Annotated in this window: 18 protein-coding genes; 13 read left to right on the top strand and 5 right to left on the bottom strand. The window is 63.5% G+C overall.

The features are described from left to right. The first annotated feature begins 16 nt into the window (after positions 1-16). Entirely contained in the window at positions 17-457 is a 441-nt protein-coding gene (locus GV002_RS11895) for a GNAT family N-acetyltransferase (RefSeq protein ID WP_160018569.1), read from the top strand. Beyond that, positions 457-1,128 carry a GNAT family N-acetyltransferase gene (locus tag GV002_RS11890; protein ID WP_160018568.1) on the top strand — a complete coding sequence of 224 codons (672 nt, stop codon included), beginning with the start codon at positions 457-459 and terminating at the stop codon, positions 1,126-1,128. Before GV002_RS11895 ends, GV002_RS11890 begins: the two co-directional genes overlap by 1 nt. Before the next feature lie 4 nt (positions 1,129-1,132). Here GV002_RS11890 and GV002_RS11885 read toward each other — a convergent pair whose 3' ends face one another. Beyond that, entirely contained in the window at positions 1,133-1,951 is an 819-nt protein-coding gene (locus GV002_RS11885; RefSeq protein ID WP_160018567.1) for a helix-turn-helix domain-containing protein, read from the bottom strand. A 159-nt stretch (positions 1,952-2,110) separates the two neighbouring features. On the opposite strand from GV002_RS11885, the gene GV002_RS11880 reads away from it, so the two are divergent. The 3 genes from GV002_RS11880 to GV002_RS11870 all read left to right on the top strand — a co-directional run bounded on the left by GV002_RS11880 (position 2,111) and on the right by GV002_RS11870 (position 5,139). Beyond that, positions 2,111-3,550, top strand: coding sequence for an alanine/glycine:cation symporter family protein (locus GV002_RS11880; protein ID WP_160018566.1), 1,440 nt, complete (start codon positions 2,111-2,113; stop codon positions 3,548-3,550). Between the two features lie 128 nt (positions 3,551-3,678). Further along, positions 3,679-4,668, top strand: coding sequence for an asparaginase (locus GV002_RS11875; RefSeq protein ID WP_160018565.1), 990 nt, complete (start codon positions 3,679-3,681; stop codon positions 4,666-4,668). Positions 4,669-4,695: 27 nt separating this feature from the next. Next, complete coding sequence (locus tag GV002_RS11870) at positions 4,696-5,139, top strand: GNAT family N-acetyltransferase (protein ID WP_160018564.1); 444 nt, start codon at positions 4,696-4,698, stop codon at positions 5,137-5,139. Positions 5,140-5,197: 58 nt separating this feature from the next. On the opposite strand, the gene GV002_RS11865 is transcribed toward GV002_RS11870, so the two are convergent. Further along, positions 5,198-5,593: a RidA family protein gene (locus tag GV002_RS11865; RefSeq protein WP_160018563.1), complete on the bottom strand. Its 396-nt coding sequence runs from the start codon at positions 5,591-5,593 to the stop codon at positions 5,198-5,200. 63 nt (positions 5,594-5,656) lie between these two features. Next, on the bottom strand, positions 5,657-6,565 hold the full coding sequence (gene glsB / locus GV002_RS11860) for a glutaminase B (protein ID WP_160018562.1): 909 nt from the start codon (positions 6,563-6,565) through the stop codon (positions 5,657-5,659). 140 nt (positions 6,566-6,705) lie between these two features. On the opposite strand from glsB, the gene GV002_RS11855 reads away from it, so the two are divergent. Further along, the gene (locus GV002_RS11855) at positions 6,706-7,635 is read left to right on the top strand and encodes an AEC family transporter (protein WP_160018561.1); all 930 of its coding nucleotides are present in this window, start codon (positions 6,706-6,708) and stop codon (positions 7,633-7,635) included. Here GV002_RS11855 and GV002_RS11850 read toward each other — a convergent pair. Further along, complete coding sequence (locus GV002_RS11850; RefSeq protein ID WP_160018560.1) at positions 7,625-8,266, bottom strand: hypothetical protein; 642 nt, start codon at positions 8,264-8,266, stop codon at positions 7,625-7,627. The two genes, GV002_RS11855 and GV002_RS11850, sit on opposite strands and share 11 nt — an antisense overlap. Positions 8,267-8,670: 404 nt before the next feature. Here GV002_RS11850 and coxB point away from each other — a divergent pair, with 404 nt between their 5' ends. From coxB to GV002_RS11830, 4 genes are read left to right on the top strand one after another with little or no spacing between them, the layout of a single operon-like run. After that, entirely contained in the window at positions 8,671-9,795 is a 1,125-nt protein-coding gene (coxB, locus tag GV002_RS11845; protein ID WP_160018559.1) for a cytochrome c oxidase subunit II, read from the top strand. 4 nt (positions 9,796-9,799) lie between these two features. Next, positions 9,800-11,383 (top strand): cytochrome c oxidase subunit I, encoded by a 1,584-nt coding sequence (gene ctaD, locus GV002_RS11840; protein ID WP_160018558.1) that lies wholly within the window; start codon positions 9,800-9,802, stop codon positions 11,381-11,383. A 10-nt stretch (positions 11,384-11,393) separates the two neighbouring features. Further along, positions 11,394-11,942, top strand: a complete 549-nt coding sequence (locus GV002_RS11835; protein ID WP_160018557.1) for a cytochrome c oxidase assembly protein — start codon at positions 11,394-11,396, stop codon at positions 11,940-11,942. A gap of 11 nt (positions 11,943-11,953) precedes the next feature. Continuing rightward, positions 11,954-12,850 carry a cytochrome c oxidase subunit 3 gene (locus GV002_RS11830; protein WP_160018556.1) on the top strand — a complete coding sequence of 299 codons (897 nt, stop codon included), beginning with the start codon at positions 11,954-11,956 and terminating at the stop codon, positions 12,848-12,850. Positions 12,851-12,855: 5 nt separating this feature from the next. On the opposite strand, the gene GV002_RS11825 is transcribed toward GV002_RS11830, so the two are convergent. Next, on the bottom strand, positions 12,856-13,059 hold the full coding sequence (locus GV002_RS11825; protein ID WP_021487546.1) for a twin transmembrane helix small protein: 204 nt from the start codon (positions 13,057-13,059) through the stop codon (positions 12,856-12,858). 71 nt (positions 13,060-13,130) lie between these two features. Between GV002_RS11825 and GV002_RS11820 the strand changes: the two genes are divergently transcribed. From GV002_RS11820 to GV002_RS11810, 3 genes are read left to right on the top strand one after another with little or no spacing between them, the layout of a single operon-like run. Continuing rightward, on the top strand, positions 13,131-13,862 hold the full coding sequence (locus GV002_RS11820) for an SURF1 family protein (protein ID WP_160018555.1): 732 nt from the start codon (positions 13,131-13,133) through the stop codon (positions 13,860-13,862). After that, on the top strand, positions 13,837-14,415 hold the full coding sequence (locus GV002_RS11815; protein ID WP_160018554.1) for a hypothetical protein: 579 nt from the start codon (positions 13,837-13,839) through the stop codon (positions 14,413-14,415). Before GV002_RS11820 ends, GV002_RS11815 begins: the two co-directional genes overlap by 26 nt. 56 nt (positions 14,416-14,471) lie before the next feature. Continuing rightward, positions 14,472-15,530, top strand: coding sequence for a COX15/CtaA family protein (locus GV002_RS11810; protein ID WP_160018553.1), 1,059 nt, complete (start codon positions 14,472-14,474; stop codon positions 15,528-15,530). The last annotated feature ends 14 nt before the right edge of the window (positions 15,531-15,544 follow it).

Below are 15,544 nucleotides of genomic sequence, written 5' to 3'. Positions count from 1 at the left end.
TCAAAGGAATGCCCACATGCTCGACATTCGCCCTGTCACCGCTGCCGATCACGCCGCCTGGCTGCCGCTCTGGCAGGCTTACCAGCGCTTCTACCAGGCCGAGATTCCAGCCGAGACCAGCGCCCTCACCTGGCAGCGCTTTCTCGACCCGGCCGAGCCGATGCACGCCGCCCTGGCCTGGCAGGACGGCGAGGCGGTCGGTTTGGTGCACTTCATCTATCACCGCAGTTGCTGGACGCGTGGTGACTACTGCTACCTGCAGGATCTGTTCGTCGCCGAGCACATTCGCGGTGGCGGCATCGGCCGCGCGCTGATCGAGCATGTCTACGCCGATGCCCGTGCCGCCGGTGCCAGCCGCGTGCACTGGCTGACCCAGGAAAACAATTACCAGGGGCGTATGCTCTACGACCGCATCGGCGACCGCTCCGGTTTCATCCAGTACAGGAAGCTCTTCTGATGACTTGTGATCTCGCTCATTGGCAACCCCGTCCAACACCGGACCAGCGCACGCTGCAAGGCCGCTTCGTTCGTCTCGAGGGGCTCGATGTCGGGCGTCATGGTGATGATCTGTGGCGTGCGTTGCAGGGGCCGGACCCGGCACTTTGGGATTATCTGCCCTACGGCCCCTTCACCGAACGTGGTGCCTTCGATGCCTGGCTGGTCGGCAATGCGCAGAGCCGCGATCCACTGTTCTATGCAGTGGTCGACCTGGCCAGCGGTCGCGCCCTTGGGGTGTTCAGCTACCTGCGTATCACCGCGCAGGACGGCAGCATCGAAATCGGCCACGTCGCCTTCGGCGCGCCGATGCAGCGCAAGCCTGGCGCGACCGAGGCGGTCTATCTGCTGGCGCGACACGCCTTCGACGATCTCGGTTATCGCCGCCTCGAATGGAAGTGCGACGCGGCCAATGCCCGCTCGCTGCGTGCCGCCGAGCGCTTCGGTTTCACCCAGGAAGGGCTGTTCCGTCAGCACATGGTGCGCAAGGGGCGCAACCGTGACACGGCGTGGTTCTCCATCATCGACGGGGAATGGCCGGCCTGCCGCGAGGCCTTCGAGCGCTGGCTGGCTGTGGACAACTTCGATGAGGCGGCGCGGCAGAAGCAGCGCCTGGAGGCGCTGCGGGGGTAACGCCCTACTCCATCTCGAACAACCCACCCCGCAGCTGCGCGCCGCCCAGGCGCTGGCGGATGTCGTCGTCGATGCGTGGGTCGTCGGGGGCGTAGAGCATCAGCTGGCGATAGGCATTGACCCGGTTGATCTCGTTGCCCAGGTACTGCCAGACCACGCGGGTGCAGGCCGGTGTGCGGCGGTCTCCGCTGGAGACGCCGGTCTTGATGCCGTTGAGGCGGATGATGCGGCTCTTGAAGCTGGGGATCAGGATGGTCTGGCTCATCTCGTTACCGGTGAGCGACTCGTAGTCCACCAGAAACAGGCGGTCCTGCAGGAAGAACGCCGTGCCCAGGTAGCGACAGCGCACCCAGTCCTCGCTGCCGCCGCGTGTGGGTTCCTGGCGCTCCTGGCGTTCCTGGCGCTCGAAAAGGTAGTTGCCGCGCTCCTCGCGCAAGTGCACCAGTGACAGCAGCACGTGCCCCGGCACCGACATGCAGTTGGAGTATTCGAAGTAGTAGCCGCAGTAGCGCTCCATCGGGCTGGCCTGACGGCGCAGTGGGGCGAACAGGTCCAGCAGCGGGTCGCTGCCATTTTGCTGCTGCGCATCGCCGCTGCGTGCGCCGATCAGGCGGGTGAGCTGCTCGGCCGGCATGGCTAGCTCGAAGGGTTCGACGCCGAAGAAATCGCAGATGCGCTTGAGGTTGTGCGTGGTCGGCCGGCTTTGCCCTGCCAGGTAGCGGTTGAACTGCGCGCGGTTGATCGACAGCTTGCGGCACACCTCGGCAATCGAGCGGTAATGGCTGCAAAGCAATTTCAGATTGCTGCCGAGGGAATCGGACATATGGCCGCTCCAGCTGATGCGAATGACGCGATTCTAGCATCAACTCGCATCAGATCGCCGCGACCTGCGAAATTGTCCCGCGCGGCGCCTTCACCAAAGATTGCGCCACCCGCCAGGCGCGGCGCATTCCCATTCAGAACAACAAGAGAGAAAGCCTCCATGCTCGATCTTCTCAATGACCTCATCTGGAGCAAGCTGCTGATCGTGATGCTGATCGGTCTCGGCCTGTTCTTCACCATCGCCTCACGCTTCGTCCAGTTCCGCTACTTCGGCAGCATGTTCCGCATTTTCAGCGAGGCCTTCCAGCGTCAGCCGGGCCAGCTCAGCTCGTTCCAGGCCCTGATGCTGTCGGTGGCCGGCCGCGTGGGCGCCGGCAACATCGCCGGCGTATCGGTGGCGATCATGCTCGGCGGTCCGGGCGCCATCTTCTGGATGTGGGTCGTGGCCCTGGTCGGCATGGCCACCAGCTACTTCGAGTGCTCGCTGGCGCAGCTGTACAAGCGTCGCGAGGCCGATGGCGGCTACCGCGGTGGTCCGGCCTTCTACATCCAGCACGGCCTTGGCCAGCGCTGGCTGGGTATCGTCGTGTCGATCCTGCTACTGGTGACCTTCGGCTTCGGCTTCAACGCCGTGCAGTCCTTCACCGTCGCCAGCTCGCTGCACGACACCTTCGGCGTTCCGACCCTGGCCAGCGGTATCGCCCTGACCGTGGTGATCGGTCTGATCATCTTCGGCGGCATCAAGCGCATCGCCAAGTTCGCCGACGTGCTGGTGCCGGTGATGGCGTTCTCCTACCTGGCCATGGCACTGCTGGTGATCGGTCTGAACATCGCCGAAGTTCCAGCCACCTTCGCCCTGATCTTCAAGAGCGCCTTCGGCCTCGAGCCGGCCTTCGCCGGTGGCATCGGCGCGGCCATCATCATGGGCGTCAAGCGCGGCCTGTTCTCCAACGAAGCCGGCCTGGGCAGTGCGCCGAACGTGGCCGCCGTCGCCGAGGTCAAGCACCCGGCCGCGCAGGGCATCGTGCAGTCGCTCAGCGTGTTCATCGACACCCTGATCCTGTGCAGCTGCACGGCGCTGATCATCCTGCTGTCCGGCGTGTATCAGCCGGGCATGGAGCAGGCCGGTGTGGTGCTGACCCAGAGCGCAGTCGCAGCCGTGGTCGGTGAGTGGGGCCGGGTGTTCGTCAGCCTGGCGCTGCTGCTGTTCGTCTTCACCACGCTGATCTACAACTACTATCTGGGTGAGAATGCCCTGGGCTTCTTCAGCCAGAAGCGCGGCCCGGTGATGATTTACCGTGTGCTCGTGGTCGGCCTGGTACTGTGGGGTTCGGTGCAGGACCTGGGCACCGTGTTCGCGTTCGCTGACGTGACCATGGGGCTGTTGGCGATCTGCAACCTCATTGCCCTGGCGCTGTTGTTCAAGGTGGGCCTGCGCCTGATGCGCGACTACGATAGCCAGATCAAGGCGGGCGTCGAGTCGCCGGTGCTGGATGCCAAGCAGTTCGCTGACCTGGATCTAGACCCTGCCGTCTGGGGCAGTCAGCCAGGCAAAACCGCCGACCAGGCGGAAATCGGTGATCGCGTCTACCAGCGTTGATCTGACTCAGATGGAAGAAGGGGGCGAGGCCCCCTTTTTCTTGCCTGCCACCTTTGGCAGCCATTGTTCGGGCAGTCGTGAGCGACGTAACGGATGTCGCGCAGGCCCGTGATTTGTGAGGAGAGCCCATGGCGACCCCAGAAAAACTCCTGGTGCTGTACACAGGCGGCACCATCGGCATGCAGATGAGCGCAGACGGCCTGGCGCCGGCCTCGGGTTTCGAAGCGCGCATGCATATGCAACAAGCCAGCGAGAACGGCAGCGAGCTGCCGCAATGGACCTTTCGCGAGCTGCTGCCGCTGATCGACAGCGCCAACATGAACGCCGGCCACTGGCTTGCGTTGCGCGACGAAATCGTCACAGCGGTGCAGAAAGGCGGCCACGACGCCGTGCTGGTGCTGCACGGCACCGATACCCTGGCCTACAGCGCCGCAGCGCTGAGTTTCCTGCTGCTCGGCCTCGATGTGCCGGTGGTGCTGACCGGCGCCATGCAGCCGGCCGGTGTGACCGACGGCGATGCCTGGCCCAATCTGTTCGGCGCCATGCGCGCGCTGTATCGCGGCGTGACGCCGGGCGTGCACCTGTACTTCAACGGCCAGCTGCTGCATGGCGCACGTTGTTCGAAGTTGCGCAGCGATGCCTTCGATGCCTTCCAGGTGCTGCCGCGTCAGCGTCAGGCAGAGCGTGCCACGGTCGATGCGCGGATCGACTTCCGTCAGCCGCGCCAGGCGGTGAATCTCGCTGTATTGCCCTTGCATCCGGCCGTGCAGGCCGGGCATCTGCAAGCCCTGCTGGCCAGCGGCGTGCAGGGTCTGCTGCTGGAGTGCTATGGCAGCGGTACCGGCCCGGCCGGCGACGCGCAGTTGATGAGCGTGCTGCGTGAGGCGCACCAGCGCGGCGTGGTGCTGGCGGCAATCAGCCAGTGCCCGCAGGGCCATGTGCAGTTCGGTGTGTATGCGGCTGGTAGCCGTCTGGCCGAGGTCGGCCTGGTGTCCTGTGGCGGTATGACCCGCGAGGCTGCACTGGGCAAACTGTTCGCCTTGCTCGGCGCCGGTCTGCCACAAGCCGAGGTCGAGCACTGGCTGGCGCGCGATCTCTGTGGTGAGATGAGCGACTGATCCACCTGCCCAAACAGAGGAAGGACGATGAGTATCGACATTCGCCCTGTAGTTGCTGCCGATCACGAAGCCTGGTTGCCCTTGTGGCAGGGCTACCAGCGCTTCTACATGACTGAGATTCCAGCCGACACCAGCGCCGTTACCTGGCAGCGTTTTCTCGACCCCGCCGAGCCCATGGGCGCCGCCCTGGCCTGGCAGGGTGACCAGGCCATTGGCCTTGTGCACTGGGTCATTCACCGCTCGACCTGGACCACCGGCGATTACTGCTACCTGCAGGACCTGTTCGTCGCCAAGGGTCAGCGCAGTGGCGGCGTCGGTCGTCAGCTGATCCAGCATGTTTTTGAGCAGGCGCGTGCTGCCGGCTGTTCACGGGTGCACTGGCTGACTCACGAGAGCAACAGCCAGGCCAAGCTGCTGTACGAGCGCATCGGTGAGCGCTCGGGATTCGTGCAGTACCGCAAGCTGCTGTAGGGTGCGCTGCGCGCACCTTTGGCCCCCTTCCCCGGATTTCATCCGGGCTACTGCAGCCTCAGGGCCGACGCGCGATAAAGTCGATTTCCACCAGGGCATGGCGCGCCAGCCCGGTGGTGCCGATGCAGGTGCGCGCCGGGCGTTTGCCCTCGGGAAAATAGCTGGCGTAGACCGCATTGAAGCGCTCGTAGTCGCCATAGAAATCGGTGAGAAACGCCCGCGCCGAGACCACGTTCTCCAGACCCAGGCTCAGGCCTTTCAAGACCACCAACAGGTTGTCGAAGGTCTTGTGGGTTTGCGCCTCGATGCCCTCGGGCAGGGGCGCGGACTCATTACCCGGATCAATGGGCAACTGACCGGTGACGAACAGCCAGCCGTCGGCTTCGCAGGCGTGGGAAAAGGGTGCAACCGGCGCAGGCGCAGCGGCGAACATGTGGTATTCAGGCATCGACATAAGCACTCCAGAGCAGATCAACGGGCACCCGCGCAGCATTGCGCCGGCTCCCGCGAACATACCTCAGAATACCGACCAGCCGATGCGCTCGCTGAGTAGCTCCAGCGCCTTTATTCCGGCCAGGGAGTTACCCACCGTGTTCAACTCCGGTGACCACACGCACACACTGAACTGCCCTGGGACAACCGCGACGATGCCGCCGCCGACGCCGCTTTTGCCCGGCAGGCCGACGCGGTAGGCGAAGTTGCCCGCTTCGTCGTACAGCCCGCTGGTGGCCATGATGGCGTTGATCTGCTTTGTCTGCCGGGGCGACAGCACCTGCTCGCCGCTGTGCTGGCAGAAGCCCTGGTTGGCCAGGAAGCCGAAGGCACGCGCCAGGTCGACGCAGCTCATGCGCAGCGCGCAGCAGCTGAAGTAGCTGCGCAGCACCGCCTCGACTTCGTTGTGGAAATTGCCGAACGACTGCATCAGGTAGGCCGCTGCCGCGTTGCGCGCGCGGTGCTGGTATTCCGATTCGGCGACATGGTTGTCCACCGTCACTTCGGGGTTGCCCGACAGGCGCCGGACGAAGTCGCGCATCGACAGCGCCGGTGCGGCGTAGCGCGACTGGTTGATGTCGCAGATCACCAGGGCGCCAGCGTTGATGAACGGATTGCGCGGCTTGCCACGCTCGAATTCGAGCTGCACCAGCGAGTTGAACGGCTGCCCGGACGGCTCATGGCCCAGGCGCTGCCAGATGCTCTCGCCGCTGTGACCGATGGCCTGGACCAGGCTGAACACCTTGGAAATGCTCTGGATCGAGAAGGGCGTCCGTGCATCGCCTGCGACATGCACCTGGCCGTCGTTGCCATACACGGCGATGCCCAGCTGATCAGGCGCCACGCTGGCCAGTGCGGGAATGTAGTCGGCCATCTTGCCCTGGCCGATCAGTGGGCGGACTTCATCGAGAATTTCGTTCAACAGCGCTTGCATGCTCAGGCTCGCGAGGGCGCCGGGCTTGCCCGGCATGTCACTGCTAGACGCCAGCGGGCGCCGTCGAATCACAGCCCATGACTTGCCCTGAGCGGCCTGCACCCCTAGGCTCGGTCCTCCCCTGTCGTTGGCGTAGTTCGATGTCCACCGTTCTCAATGTGCTGTTGCCGATCTTCGGCCTGATCCTGGTCGGATTCATCTGTCGGCGCACCAATCGTCTGGGGCCGGCCGCGGCATCGGAGATGAACCGCTTCGTGGTCTGGCTCGGCCTGCCGGCATTGCTGTTCAGCCTCACGGCCAAAGCCGACTGGGCGCAGATCTGGCAGCCCGGTTTTCTGCTGGCCTTCACCGGCGGCATGCTCGCGGTGTTTCTGGTCACGCTGGTGTACCGCTGGAAAACCACCGGCAGCCTGGTCGACGCCAGCATCGATGGGCTCAGTGCCGGTTATGCCAACACCGGCTATATCGGTATTCCACTGTGCGTGCTGGTGCTGGGTGAGGACGGCATGGCGCCCGCGCTGATCGCCTCGCTGATGGTGGTCTGCGTGCTGTTCGGCCTGGCGGTGGTGTGCATCGAGGTGGGTCTGCAGAGCAAGAAGGGGCTGGGCGGCGCCATCGTCCAGGTGGTCACCGCGCTGTTGAAGAACCCGCTGGTGGTGGCGCCACTGCTCGGTGCTGCCTGGGCGTTTGGTGGCGTGCAGATGCCCTCGGCGCTGGACGAGTTTCTGCGCCTGCTCGGTGCAGCCACGGTGCCCTGTGCACTGGTGTCGCTGGGGTTGTTCCTGGCGCAGCGGCAGAGCGGGCCGAGCGAAGGCGCCTGGCCGTTGGTGGCCCTGAAGCTGGTGCTGCAACCGCTGGTAACCTGGTTCATCGCCTTCGTGCTGCTCGACCTGCCGCCGTTCTGGGCACACGCTGCGTTGTTGCTCAGCGCACTGCCAACGGGCACCGGGCCGTTCATGCTCGCCGAGTACTACCAGCGCCAGGCGGCGCTGGTTTCGCGGGCGATCCTGTTCTCTACCCTCGGCTCGCTGCTGACCTTGACCCTGATCTTGCTGGCGATCACGCCTTGAGTTGCAGCTCCACGCCCAACTGCTGCGACAGGCAGGGCCAGCGCTGCCAGGCCGATGCGGTATCCGGTGCAGCCAGGCGCTCACGATAGGCCTGCACCGACGGCAGGTCGAAGCTGGCGTCGTCGAGCATGCCGGTCAGGGCATGATGCACGGCTTCGTCGAGCTGGTTGGCGAAGGGTTCGCCGATCAGCTGGTGGGCGATCAGGTTGGCGCGTGTGGTGTCCAGCGGGATCAGCGGCCGGCCGAGGTGGGCGATATAGCGGTCATTGACCTCCTCCACCAGGCGGTGGGCCAGATAGGCCTCGTCGAGCAGACCTTCGAGTCCTTCATGGCCCTCCATCAGCGCCGGTGGCTGCAGGAAGAAATGCTCGGCGATCTTCAGCACCGGTTTCACAGCCGCCTCGATTCCCGCTTCGCGCGCCACTTCGGCAGCCGCGTCGAGCACGTCCGGCACCTCCTCGATATAGGCGATGACGAATGCGCTCAGCGCCCCCGGCTCATCCTCCTCCGGCAGACGGATTGACGGGTGCAGGCGACCCAGCTGAGCCTGCAGCAAGCGCGATAGAGCCTGGCTGCCGCTTTCCTGCTGGCGAGCCTGGGCGATCAATTGACGAAGGGCGGCGGTGTTCATGACGGCTCCTACATTTCAGGACATGGGCGTGAACATTAGCCGGCCGTTTGGTCGGGCTAAGACGCGATTGTCATAATTTTTTCATACTTATGCGAGTTCGCTATAACGACCTGTATCAGAACGGCTACACCCCGCGTCAGTCGGGGCGTTTAGGACAAGGCCTGCGCGCCTTCGGCCATTTTTGCGCGCACGTTGCGAGGTGAAACTCGCCGTCTATACTCGAGTTCGAAAGGCAGTACCTGATGGAACCGGACGAGCTCAGGCACGGAGAGGTTTCGGCAGTAGTCGCCAGCAGTTGAGCACGGTGCGCGAACAGTGAGTTCGCCTTGTCGCTCCATGGCAGTCGATCCCTTAGCCGCAGGCTCAGCCGGCGGGATAACAAGAACAATCAAGGGGAACCCGCAATGATGCGACATCCACGAGTCTGGATGGGCCTCCTGCTGTGGCTGGCATTAGGCTCGGCGCACGCGCAGTGGACGGTCAATATGGCGCCCGGTGTAACCGACGTCAGCCGCTCCGTCTTCGATCTGCACATGACCATTTTCTGGATCTGCGTTGTGATCGGTGTGATCGTGTTCGGCGCCATGTTCTGGTCAATGATCATGCACCGCCGCTCTACGGGCCAGAAACCTGCGCATTTCCACGAAAGCACCACCGTAGAGATTCTCTGGACCGTGGTGCCGTTGGCCATTCTGGTGGTGATGGCGATTCCGGCGACCAAGACGCTGATCGAGATTTACGACACCTCCGAGTCCGAGCTGGACATCCAGGTCACTGGCTACCAGTGGAAGTGGCACTACAAGTACCTGGGTCAGGACGTCGAGTTCTTCAGTAACCTGACCACACCGCGCTCGCAGATCGACAACCGCGAAGCCAAGGGCGAACACTACCTGCTGGAAGTCGACGAGCCGCTGGTGGTGCCGGTGGGCACCAAGGTGCGCTTCCTGATCACTGCCGCCGACGTCATCCATTCCTGGTGGGTGCCGGCACTGGCGGTGAAGAAGGACGCCATCCCCGGTTTTATCAACGAATCCTGGACGCGCATCGAAGAGCCCGGCATCTACCGTGGCCAGTGCACCGAGCTGTGCGGCAAGGACCACGGGTTCATGCCGGTGGTGGTCGAGGCCAAGTCCAAGGAAGACTTCGACGCCTGGCTGGCCGAGCGCAAGCAAGCCGCTGCCGCAGAGCGTGAGCTGACCAGCAAGGAGTGGACCATGGAAGAGCTGATGGCACGCGGCGAGAAGGCCTATAACACCGCCTGTGCAGCCTGCCACCAGCCTACCGGTGAAGGTTTGCCACCGATGTTCCCGGCGCTCAAGGGTTCAGCCATCGCCAAGGGGGCTGCCGAGGGCCATATCGACATCGTCTACAACGGCAAGTCGGGCACCTCCATGGCCGCCTTCGGCAAGCAGCTGTCGCCGGTCGACCTGGCCGCCATCATCACCTACGAGCGCAACGCCTGGGGCAACAATGTCGGTGACATGGTCACGCCCAAGGACATTCTCGATTTCTCCAAGGCGCAGGAGTAAGGACATGAGTGCAGTGATCGACCACGGTCATACTGACCACCACCATGGCCCGGCCAAGGGCCTGATGCGCTGGGTACTGACCACCAACCACAAGGACATCGGCACGATGTACCTGTGGTTCAGCTTCTGCATGTTCCTGCTGGGCGGCTCGATGGCCATGGTCATCCGCGCCGAGCTGTTCCAGCCTGGCTTGCAGATCGTGCAGCCGGAATTCTTCAACCAGATGACCACCATGCACGGCCTGATCATGGTCTTCGGCGCGGTGATGCCGGCCTTCGTCGGCCTGGCCAACTGGATGATCCCGCTGATGATCGGCGCGCCGGACATGGCCCTGCCACGGATGAACAACTTCAGCTTCTGGCTGCTGCCGGCGGCCTTCGGTCTGCTGGTCTCGACGCTGTTCATGGAAGGTGGCGGGCCGAACTTCGGCTGGACCTTCTACGCACCGCTGTCGACCACCTACGGGCCGGAGAGCACGACCTTCTTCATTTTCGCCGTGCACCTGATGGGCATCAGCTCGATCATGGGGGCGATCAACGTGGTCGCCACCATCCTCAACCTGCGCGCCCCCGGCATGACCCTGATGAAGATGCCGCTGTTCGTCTGGACCTGGCTGATCACCGCCTTCCTGCTGATCGCGGTGATGCCGGTACTGGCTGGCTGCGTGACCATGATGCTGATGGACATCCACTTCGGCACCAGCTTCTTCAACGCCGCTGGCGGTGGTGATCCGGTCTTGTTCCAGCACGTGTTCTGGTTCTTCGGCCACCCCGAGGTGTACATCATGATCCTGCCCGCCTTCGGCGCGGTCAGCTCGATCATTCCGGCCTTCGCGCGCAAGCCGCTGTTCGGCTACACCTCGATGGTCTACGCCACCGCCTCGATCGCCTTCCTGTCGTTCATCGTATGGGCGCACCACATGTTCACTGTCGGCATTCCGCTGACCGGCGAGCTGTTCTTCATGTACGCCACCATGCTGATCGCCGTGCCCACCGGGGTGAAGGTGTTCAACTGGGCCAGCACCATGTGGCAGGGCTCGATGACCTTCGAGGCGCCGATGCTGTTCTCGGTGGCCTTCGTCATCCTGTTCACCATCGGCGGTTTTTCCGGGCTGATGCTGGCCATCGCCCCGGCGGACTTCCAGTACCACGACACCTACTTCGTGGTGGCGCACTTCCACTATGTGCTGGTGCCCGGTGCGATCTTCGGCATCTTCGCCTCGGCCTACTACTGGCTGCCCAAGTGGACCGGCCATATGTATGACGAAACCCTGGGCAAGCTGCATTTCTGGATGAGTTTCATCGGCATGAACCTGGCGTTCTTCCCGATGCACTTCGTTGGCCTGGCCGGCATGCCACGGCGTATTCCCGACTACAACATGATGTTCGCCAACTTCAATATGGTCTCCAGCATCGGCGCCTTCATGTTCGGGGCAACTCAGCTGTTGTTCCTGTTCATCGTCATCAAGTGCATCCGCGGCGGCAAGCCGGCTCCGGCCAAACCCTGGGACGGTGCCGAAGGCCTGGAGTGGACGGTGCCGTCACCGGCGCCCTATCACACCTTCAGCACACCACCGGAAGTGAAGTAGGAGGTCCGCCGTGAGCGAGGTCATCGCGACTCGTCGCCTGGTTACCCGTCTGCTGCTCGTGGTCGTGGTGATGTTCTGCTTCGGCATCTTCGTCCTGCCGCCGTTCTACGACGCCATGTGCCGGGTGTTCGGCATCAACGGCAAGACGGCCGGGGCCTACCAGGGTGAGCAGATGGTGGACGAGCAGCGTCAGGTGCGCGTGCAGTTTCTCGCCACCAACGCCGCCGGCATGGTCTGGGAGTTCGGCCCGCAGGCTGACGAGATACTGGTTCACCCGGGTGAGTCGCGCGACATGCTGTTCGTCGCCTACAACCCCAGTGACCAGCCGATGAGCGCACAGGCGATTCCCAGCGTATCGCCTTCGAAGGCGGCGGCCTTCTTTCACAAGACCGAGTGTTTCTGCTTTACCCAGCAGGTGTTGCAACCGGGCGAGCGCATCGAAATGCCGGTGCGTTTCATCGTCGACAGAGACTTGCCCAAGGACGTGAAGCACCTGACCTTGGGCTACACCCTGTTCGATATCACCGCGCGCAAACCGCCAGTGGCACAGGCTCCATAAGGAGAACAACAATGTCGAGTCACGAAAGTCACGAGAACTATTACGTACCGGCGCAGAGCAAGTGGCCTATCGTCGCCACCATCGGCCTGTTGGTCAGCTTCTACGGTGTTGGCACCTGGTTCAACGATCTGTCGGCGGGCCGCGAGGGTTCCAACGGGCCACTGATCTTCTTCGCCGGCGGGCTGATTCTGGCCTGGATGCTGTTCGGCTGGTTCGGCAACGTCATCAAGGAAAGTCGCAGCGGTCTTTACAGCGCGCAGATGGACCGTTCCTTTCGCTGGGGCATGAGCTGGTTCATCTTCTCCGAGGTGATGTTCTTCGCCGCCTTCTTCGGCGCCCTGTTCTATGTTCGCACGTGGGCCGGGCCCTGGCTTGGCGGCGAGGGCGACAAGGGCGTGGCCAACATGCTATGGGAAGGTTTCGAATACAGCTGGCCATTGCTGCAGAACCCCGACTCCAAGCTGTTTCCACCACCCAGCGCAGTGATCGATCCGTGGCATCTGCCATTGGTCAACACCATCTTGCTGGTGTCCTCCAGCGTCACCATCACCTTCGCTCACCATGCGTTGAAGAAGAACCACCGTGGCCCGCTCAAGGCCTGGCTGGCCGCAACCATCTTGCTGGCGCTGGCGTTCCTGTTCTTTCAGGTCGAGGAATACATCGAGGCCTATACCGAGCTGGGGCTCACCCTGGGCTCAGGCATCTATGGCGCCACCTTCTTCATGCTCACCGGCTTCCACGGCGCGCATGTGACCTTGGGCACCATCATCCTGATCGTGATGCTGGTGCGCATCACGCGCGGGCATTTCAGTGCCGATCAGCACTTCGGCTTCGAGGCGGCCGCCTGGTACTGGCACTTCGTCGATGTGGTCTGGCTGGGCTTGTTCGTCTTCGTTTACGTACTGTAGAGGGGCTACCACGTAACGTGTGACACCAGTTGCCCTGAGTAGAAGCCCCAGGCGACCAGGGCAACGGTAATGGCGGTCAGGCCGACACGGACAGTCAGCGCGCCAACCACGCGGGAACCATGGCCCTCATCCTTGACCAGGAAGAACAGGCCGCTGAACAGGCTGGCGATGGTTGCCAGCAGCATGAGGACGATCGCGGCCTTGAGCATGTGAGACTCCGGGGGATTCGAGTGATGCAGTGCAGTATAGCCAGCAACCCTGATCGTAACGGCAGGGCGCAATGAGCGCCTTCCGTCCCGGTTGGCTGCCCAGCCTGCTGGTTGCCCTGCTGCTGCCGGGGTTGCTGTGGCTGGGCTTCTGGCAGCTCCAGCGTGGCGATGAAAAGCGCCTGCTGCTGGCCAGTTTCGAGGCGCGGCGCCAGGCCGAACCGATCAGCCTCGAGCAGCTCGAGCCCATGCGTGATCCCGCCTACCGCCGCGTTCAACTGCGTGGACACTTTGATATCGAGCACAGCCTGCTGCTAGACAGCCGCATTCGTGATGGTCATGCCGGTGTCGAGTTGCTGCAGCCTTTTTACGATCAGTCCAGCGGACTCTGGGTGTTGCTCAATCGTGGCTGGCTACCCTGGCCGGACCGGCGCACGCCGCCGCACTTCGACAGCCTCGATGGCGTGCTGCAACTCACTGCCTGGGTCTACGTGGCGCCCTCTGGCGGTCTGAATTTGCGATCCGGCGCGGCATCCGAAGGCTGGCCGCGACTGATCACGCAGGTCGAGGCCGACAGCCTCTGGCGTCAGCTTGGCCGCGGTGGCCTGCCCTTCGAGGTGCGCCTGGAGTCCGGGCCTGCCAGTTATCGCGTCGACTGGCCAATCGTGGCCATGAGCCCCAGCAAGCATCTGGGCTATGCGGTGCAGTGGTTCTCCCTGGCTGCCGCGCTGCTTGGCCTGTTCATCTATCTCGGAATTCACAATGCACGGGAGCATCGTCATGAACCCAGCCATCGCCATGCCTGAGGCACCGCGCAAGGGGCGTGGTCGCCTACAGTTGTTGTTGATCCTGGCCATTGCCATCGGCCCGATGTTCCTGGCCAGCGCCATGTACCAGTGGCGCTTCTGGGTACCGGAGACGCGCAGCTACCACGGTGTGCTGGTCGGCGATGGGCGCACCCTTGCCGATCTCGGCGTGCAGGGTGAAGTTGAACCGCTGTGGCAGATTCTGGTGACGGCACCGGGCGCATGTGGGGCCGACTGTCAGCAGTTGGTCTACCTGGCGCGGCAGATCCAGATCGGTCTCAATCGCGAGACCGCCCGCGCCAGTCACGGCCTGGCGCTGGCCGAACCATTGCCGGCCGAGTACGACGCCACGCTCAAGCGTGAGTACCCGCAGCTTGGACGCTATCGGCTGGATCTGCAGGCCTACGACAAGGCCGCCGAGTCGGTACCGGGTGCACAGCTGTGGCTGGTCGACCCACACGGCAATCTGGTGCTGCGCTATCCGGCCGGCAGCAAGGGCAAGGACATTCTCGATGATCTGCGCTACCTGCTGAAAATTTCCCTGATCGGTTGACGGCGCGCCCTCTCCATATCGACAGAGCGCCACGCCCAGTGCCCAAGGAGTCAGACATGCACAAGCCCGGTTACCGTCTAGCGCTGTTCGCGACCCTCCTGACCGTGGTGGTGGTGCTGCTAGGTGCCTATACCCGACTGACCCATGCCGGTTTGGGTTGTCCGGATTGGCCGGGTTGCTACGGTTTTCTCGGCGTGCCGATGAGCGAGCACAAGCAGGCCATCGCCGAGGCGCGATTTCCCGAGGCCCCGGTAGAGGTCGCCAAGGGCTGGTACGAGATGATCCATCGTTACTTTGCCGGTGCACTGGGGTTGGTGATTCTCGTCATTGCAGCCCAGGCCGTGCGCCGTCGCGCGGAGCCAACCCAGCCGCTCAGGTTGCCGTTGGCGATTCTGGCGCTGGTGATCCTGCAGGGCGCCTTCGGCATGTGGACAGTCACCCTGCAGCTGTGGCCGCAGGTGGTCACCGCTCATCTGCTCGGCGGTTTCGCCACGCTCAGTCTGCTGACCTTGCTCACGTTGCGCCTGTCTGGACGCTTCGCCCCGCTGCAGCTGCCTGGGCCCCTGCGGACATTGGCGGCGGCTTGCCTGCTGCTGGTGATCGGGCAGATCACCCTCGGCGGCTGGGTCAGCTCCAACTACGCTGCGGTTGCCTGCGTCGACCTGCCCACCTGTCACGGTGAGTGGTGGCCGGCGATGGATTTCGGCAAGGGCTTTCACCTGACCCAGCACATCGGCCCCAACTACCTGGGCGGACAGCTCGACAGTGATGCGCGCACCGCCATTCACATGAGTCACCGCATCGGGGCGCTACTGGTGACGCTGGCGCTGTTGGTACTGGCCTGGCGACTGCATGCAGCCAGACTGTCGCGCTTGTCTGGTCTGCTACTGCTGGCGTTGGCCGTACAGGTCGGCTTGGGCATCAGCAACGTGATCTTCCATCTGCCGCTGCTGGTGGCGGTAGCGCACAACGCAGGTGGCGCGGCCCTGCTGCTGGTGATGGTGCTGATCAACTATCGCCTGAGGGCTGTTTCTGCGGCTACTCGCGAAGCATCCGCTCTCGCGGGTGCACGCGTGTCTCTTGCGTCCAACGGTCTGCTTCAGGCCGGCAAATAACGATTCAGGGAGAA

Origin of the sequence: Pseudomonas sp. 8O (assembly GCF_902506495.1) — a bacterium.
Taxonomy (GTDB): domain Bacteria; phylum Pseudomonadota; class Gammaproteobacteria; order Pseudomonadales; family Pseudomonadaceae; genus Aquipseudomonas; species Aquipseudomonas chaetocerotis.
Note: the sequence above shows the minus strand (reverse complement) of the source record. Positions and strands in the feature narration are given on the sequence as shown.

What these genes read in the sequence shown, in the direction of transcription:
- GV002_RS11895 (WP_160018569.1), top strand. Translation starts at nt 17, where the DNA reads ATGCTCGACATTCGCCCTGTCACCGCTGCCGATCACGCCGCCTGGCTG.
- GV002_RS11890 (WP_160018568.1), top strand. Translation starts at nt 457, where the DNA reads ATGACTTGTGATCTCGCTCATTGGCAACCCCGTCCAACACCGGACCAG.
- GV002_RS11885 (WP_160018567.1), bottom strand. Translation starts at nt 1,951, where the DNA reads ATGTCCGATTCCCTCGGCAGCAATCTGAAATTGCTTTGCAGCCATTAC.
- GV002_RS11880 (WP_160018566.1), top strand. Translation starts at nt 2,111, where the DNA reads ATGCTCGATCTTCTCAATGACCTCATCTGGAGCAAGCTGCTGATCGTG.
- GV002_RS11875 (WP_160018565.1), top strand. Translation starts at nt 3,679, where the DNA reads ATGGCGACCCCAGAAAAACTCCTGGTGCTGTACACAGGCGGCACCATC.
- GV002_RS11870 (WP_160018564.1), top strand. Translation starts at nt 4,696, where the DNA reads ATGAGTATCGACATTCGCCCTGTAGTTGCTGCCGATCACGAAGCCTGG.
- GV002_RS11865 (WP_160018563.1), bottom strand. Translation starts at nt 5,593, where the DNA reads ATGTCGATGCCTGAATACCACATGTTCGCCGCTGCGCCTGCGCCGGTT.
- glsB (WP_160018562.1), bottom strand. Translation starts at nt 6,565, where the DNA reads ATGCAAGCGCTGTTGAACGAAATTCTCGATGAAGTCCGCCCACTGATC.
- GV002_RS11855 (WP_160018561.1), top strand. Translation starts at nt 6,706, where the DNA reads ATGTCCACCGTTCTCAATGTGCTGTTGCCGATCTTCGGCCTGATCCTG.
- GV002_RS11850 (WP_160018560.1), bottom strand. Translation starts at nt 8,266, where the DNA reads ATGAACACCGCCGCCCTTCGTCAATTGATCGCCCAGGCTCGCCAGCAG.
- coxB (WP_160018559.1), top strand. Translation starts at nt 8,671, where the DNA reads ATGATGCGACATCCACGAGTCTGGATGGGCCTCCTGCTGTGGCTGGCA.
- ctaD (WP_160018558.1), top strand. Translation starts at nt 9,800, where the DNA reads ATGAGTGCAGTGATCGACCACGGTCATACTGACCACCACCATGGCCCG.
- GV002_RS11830 (WP_160018556.1), top strand. Translation starts at nt 11,954, where the DNA reads ATGTCGAGTCACGAAAGTCACGAGAACTATTACGTACCGGCGCAGAGC.
- GV002_RS11825 (WP_021487546.1), bottom strand. Translation starts at nt 13,059, where the DNA reads ATGCTCAAGGCCGCGATCGTCCTCATGCTGCTGGCAACCATCGCCAGC.
- GV002_RS11820 (WP_160018555.1), top strand. Translation starts at nt 13,131, where the DNA reads ATGAGCGCCTTCCGTCCCGGTTGGCTGCCCAGCCTGCTGGTTGCCCTG.
- GV002_RS11815 (WP_160018554.1), top strand. Translation starts at nt 13,837, where the DNA reads ATGAACCCAGCCATCGCCATGCCTGAGGCACCGCGCAAGGGGCGTGGT.
- GV002_RS11810 (WP_160018553.1), top strand. Translation starts at nt 14,472, where the DNA reads ATGCACAAGCCCGGTTACCGTCTAGCGCTGTTCGCGACCCTCCTGACC.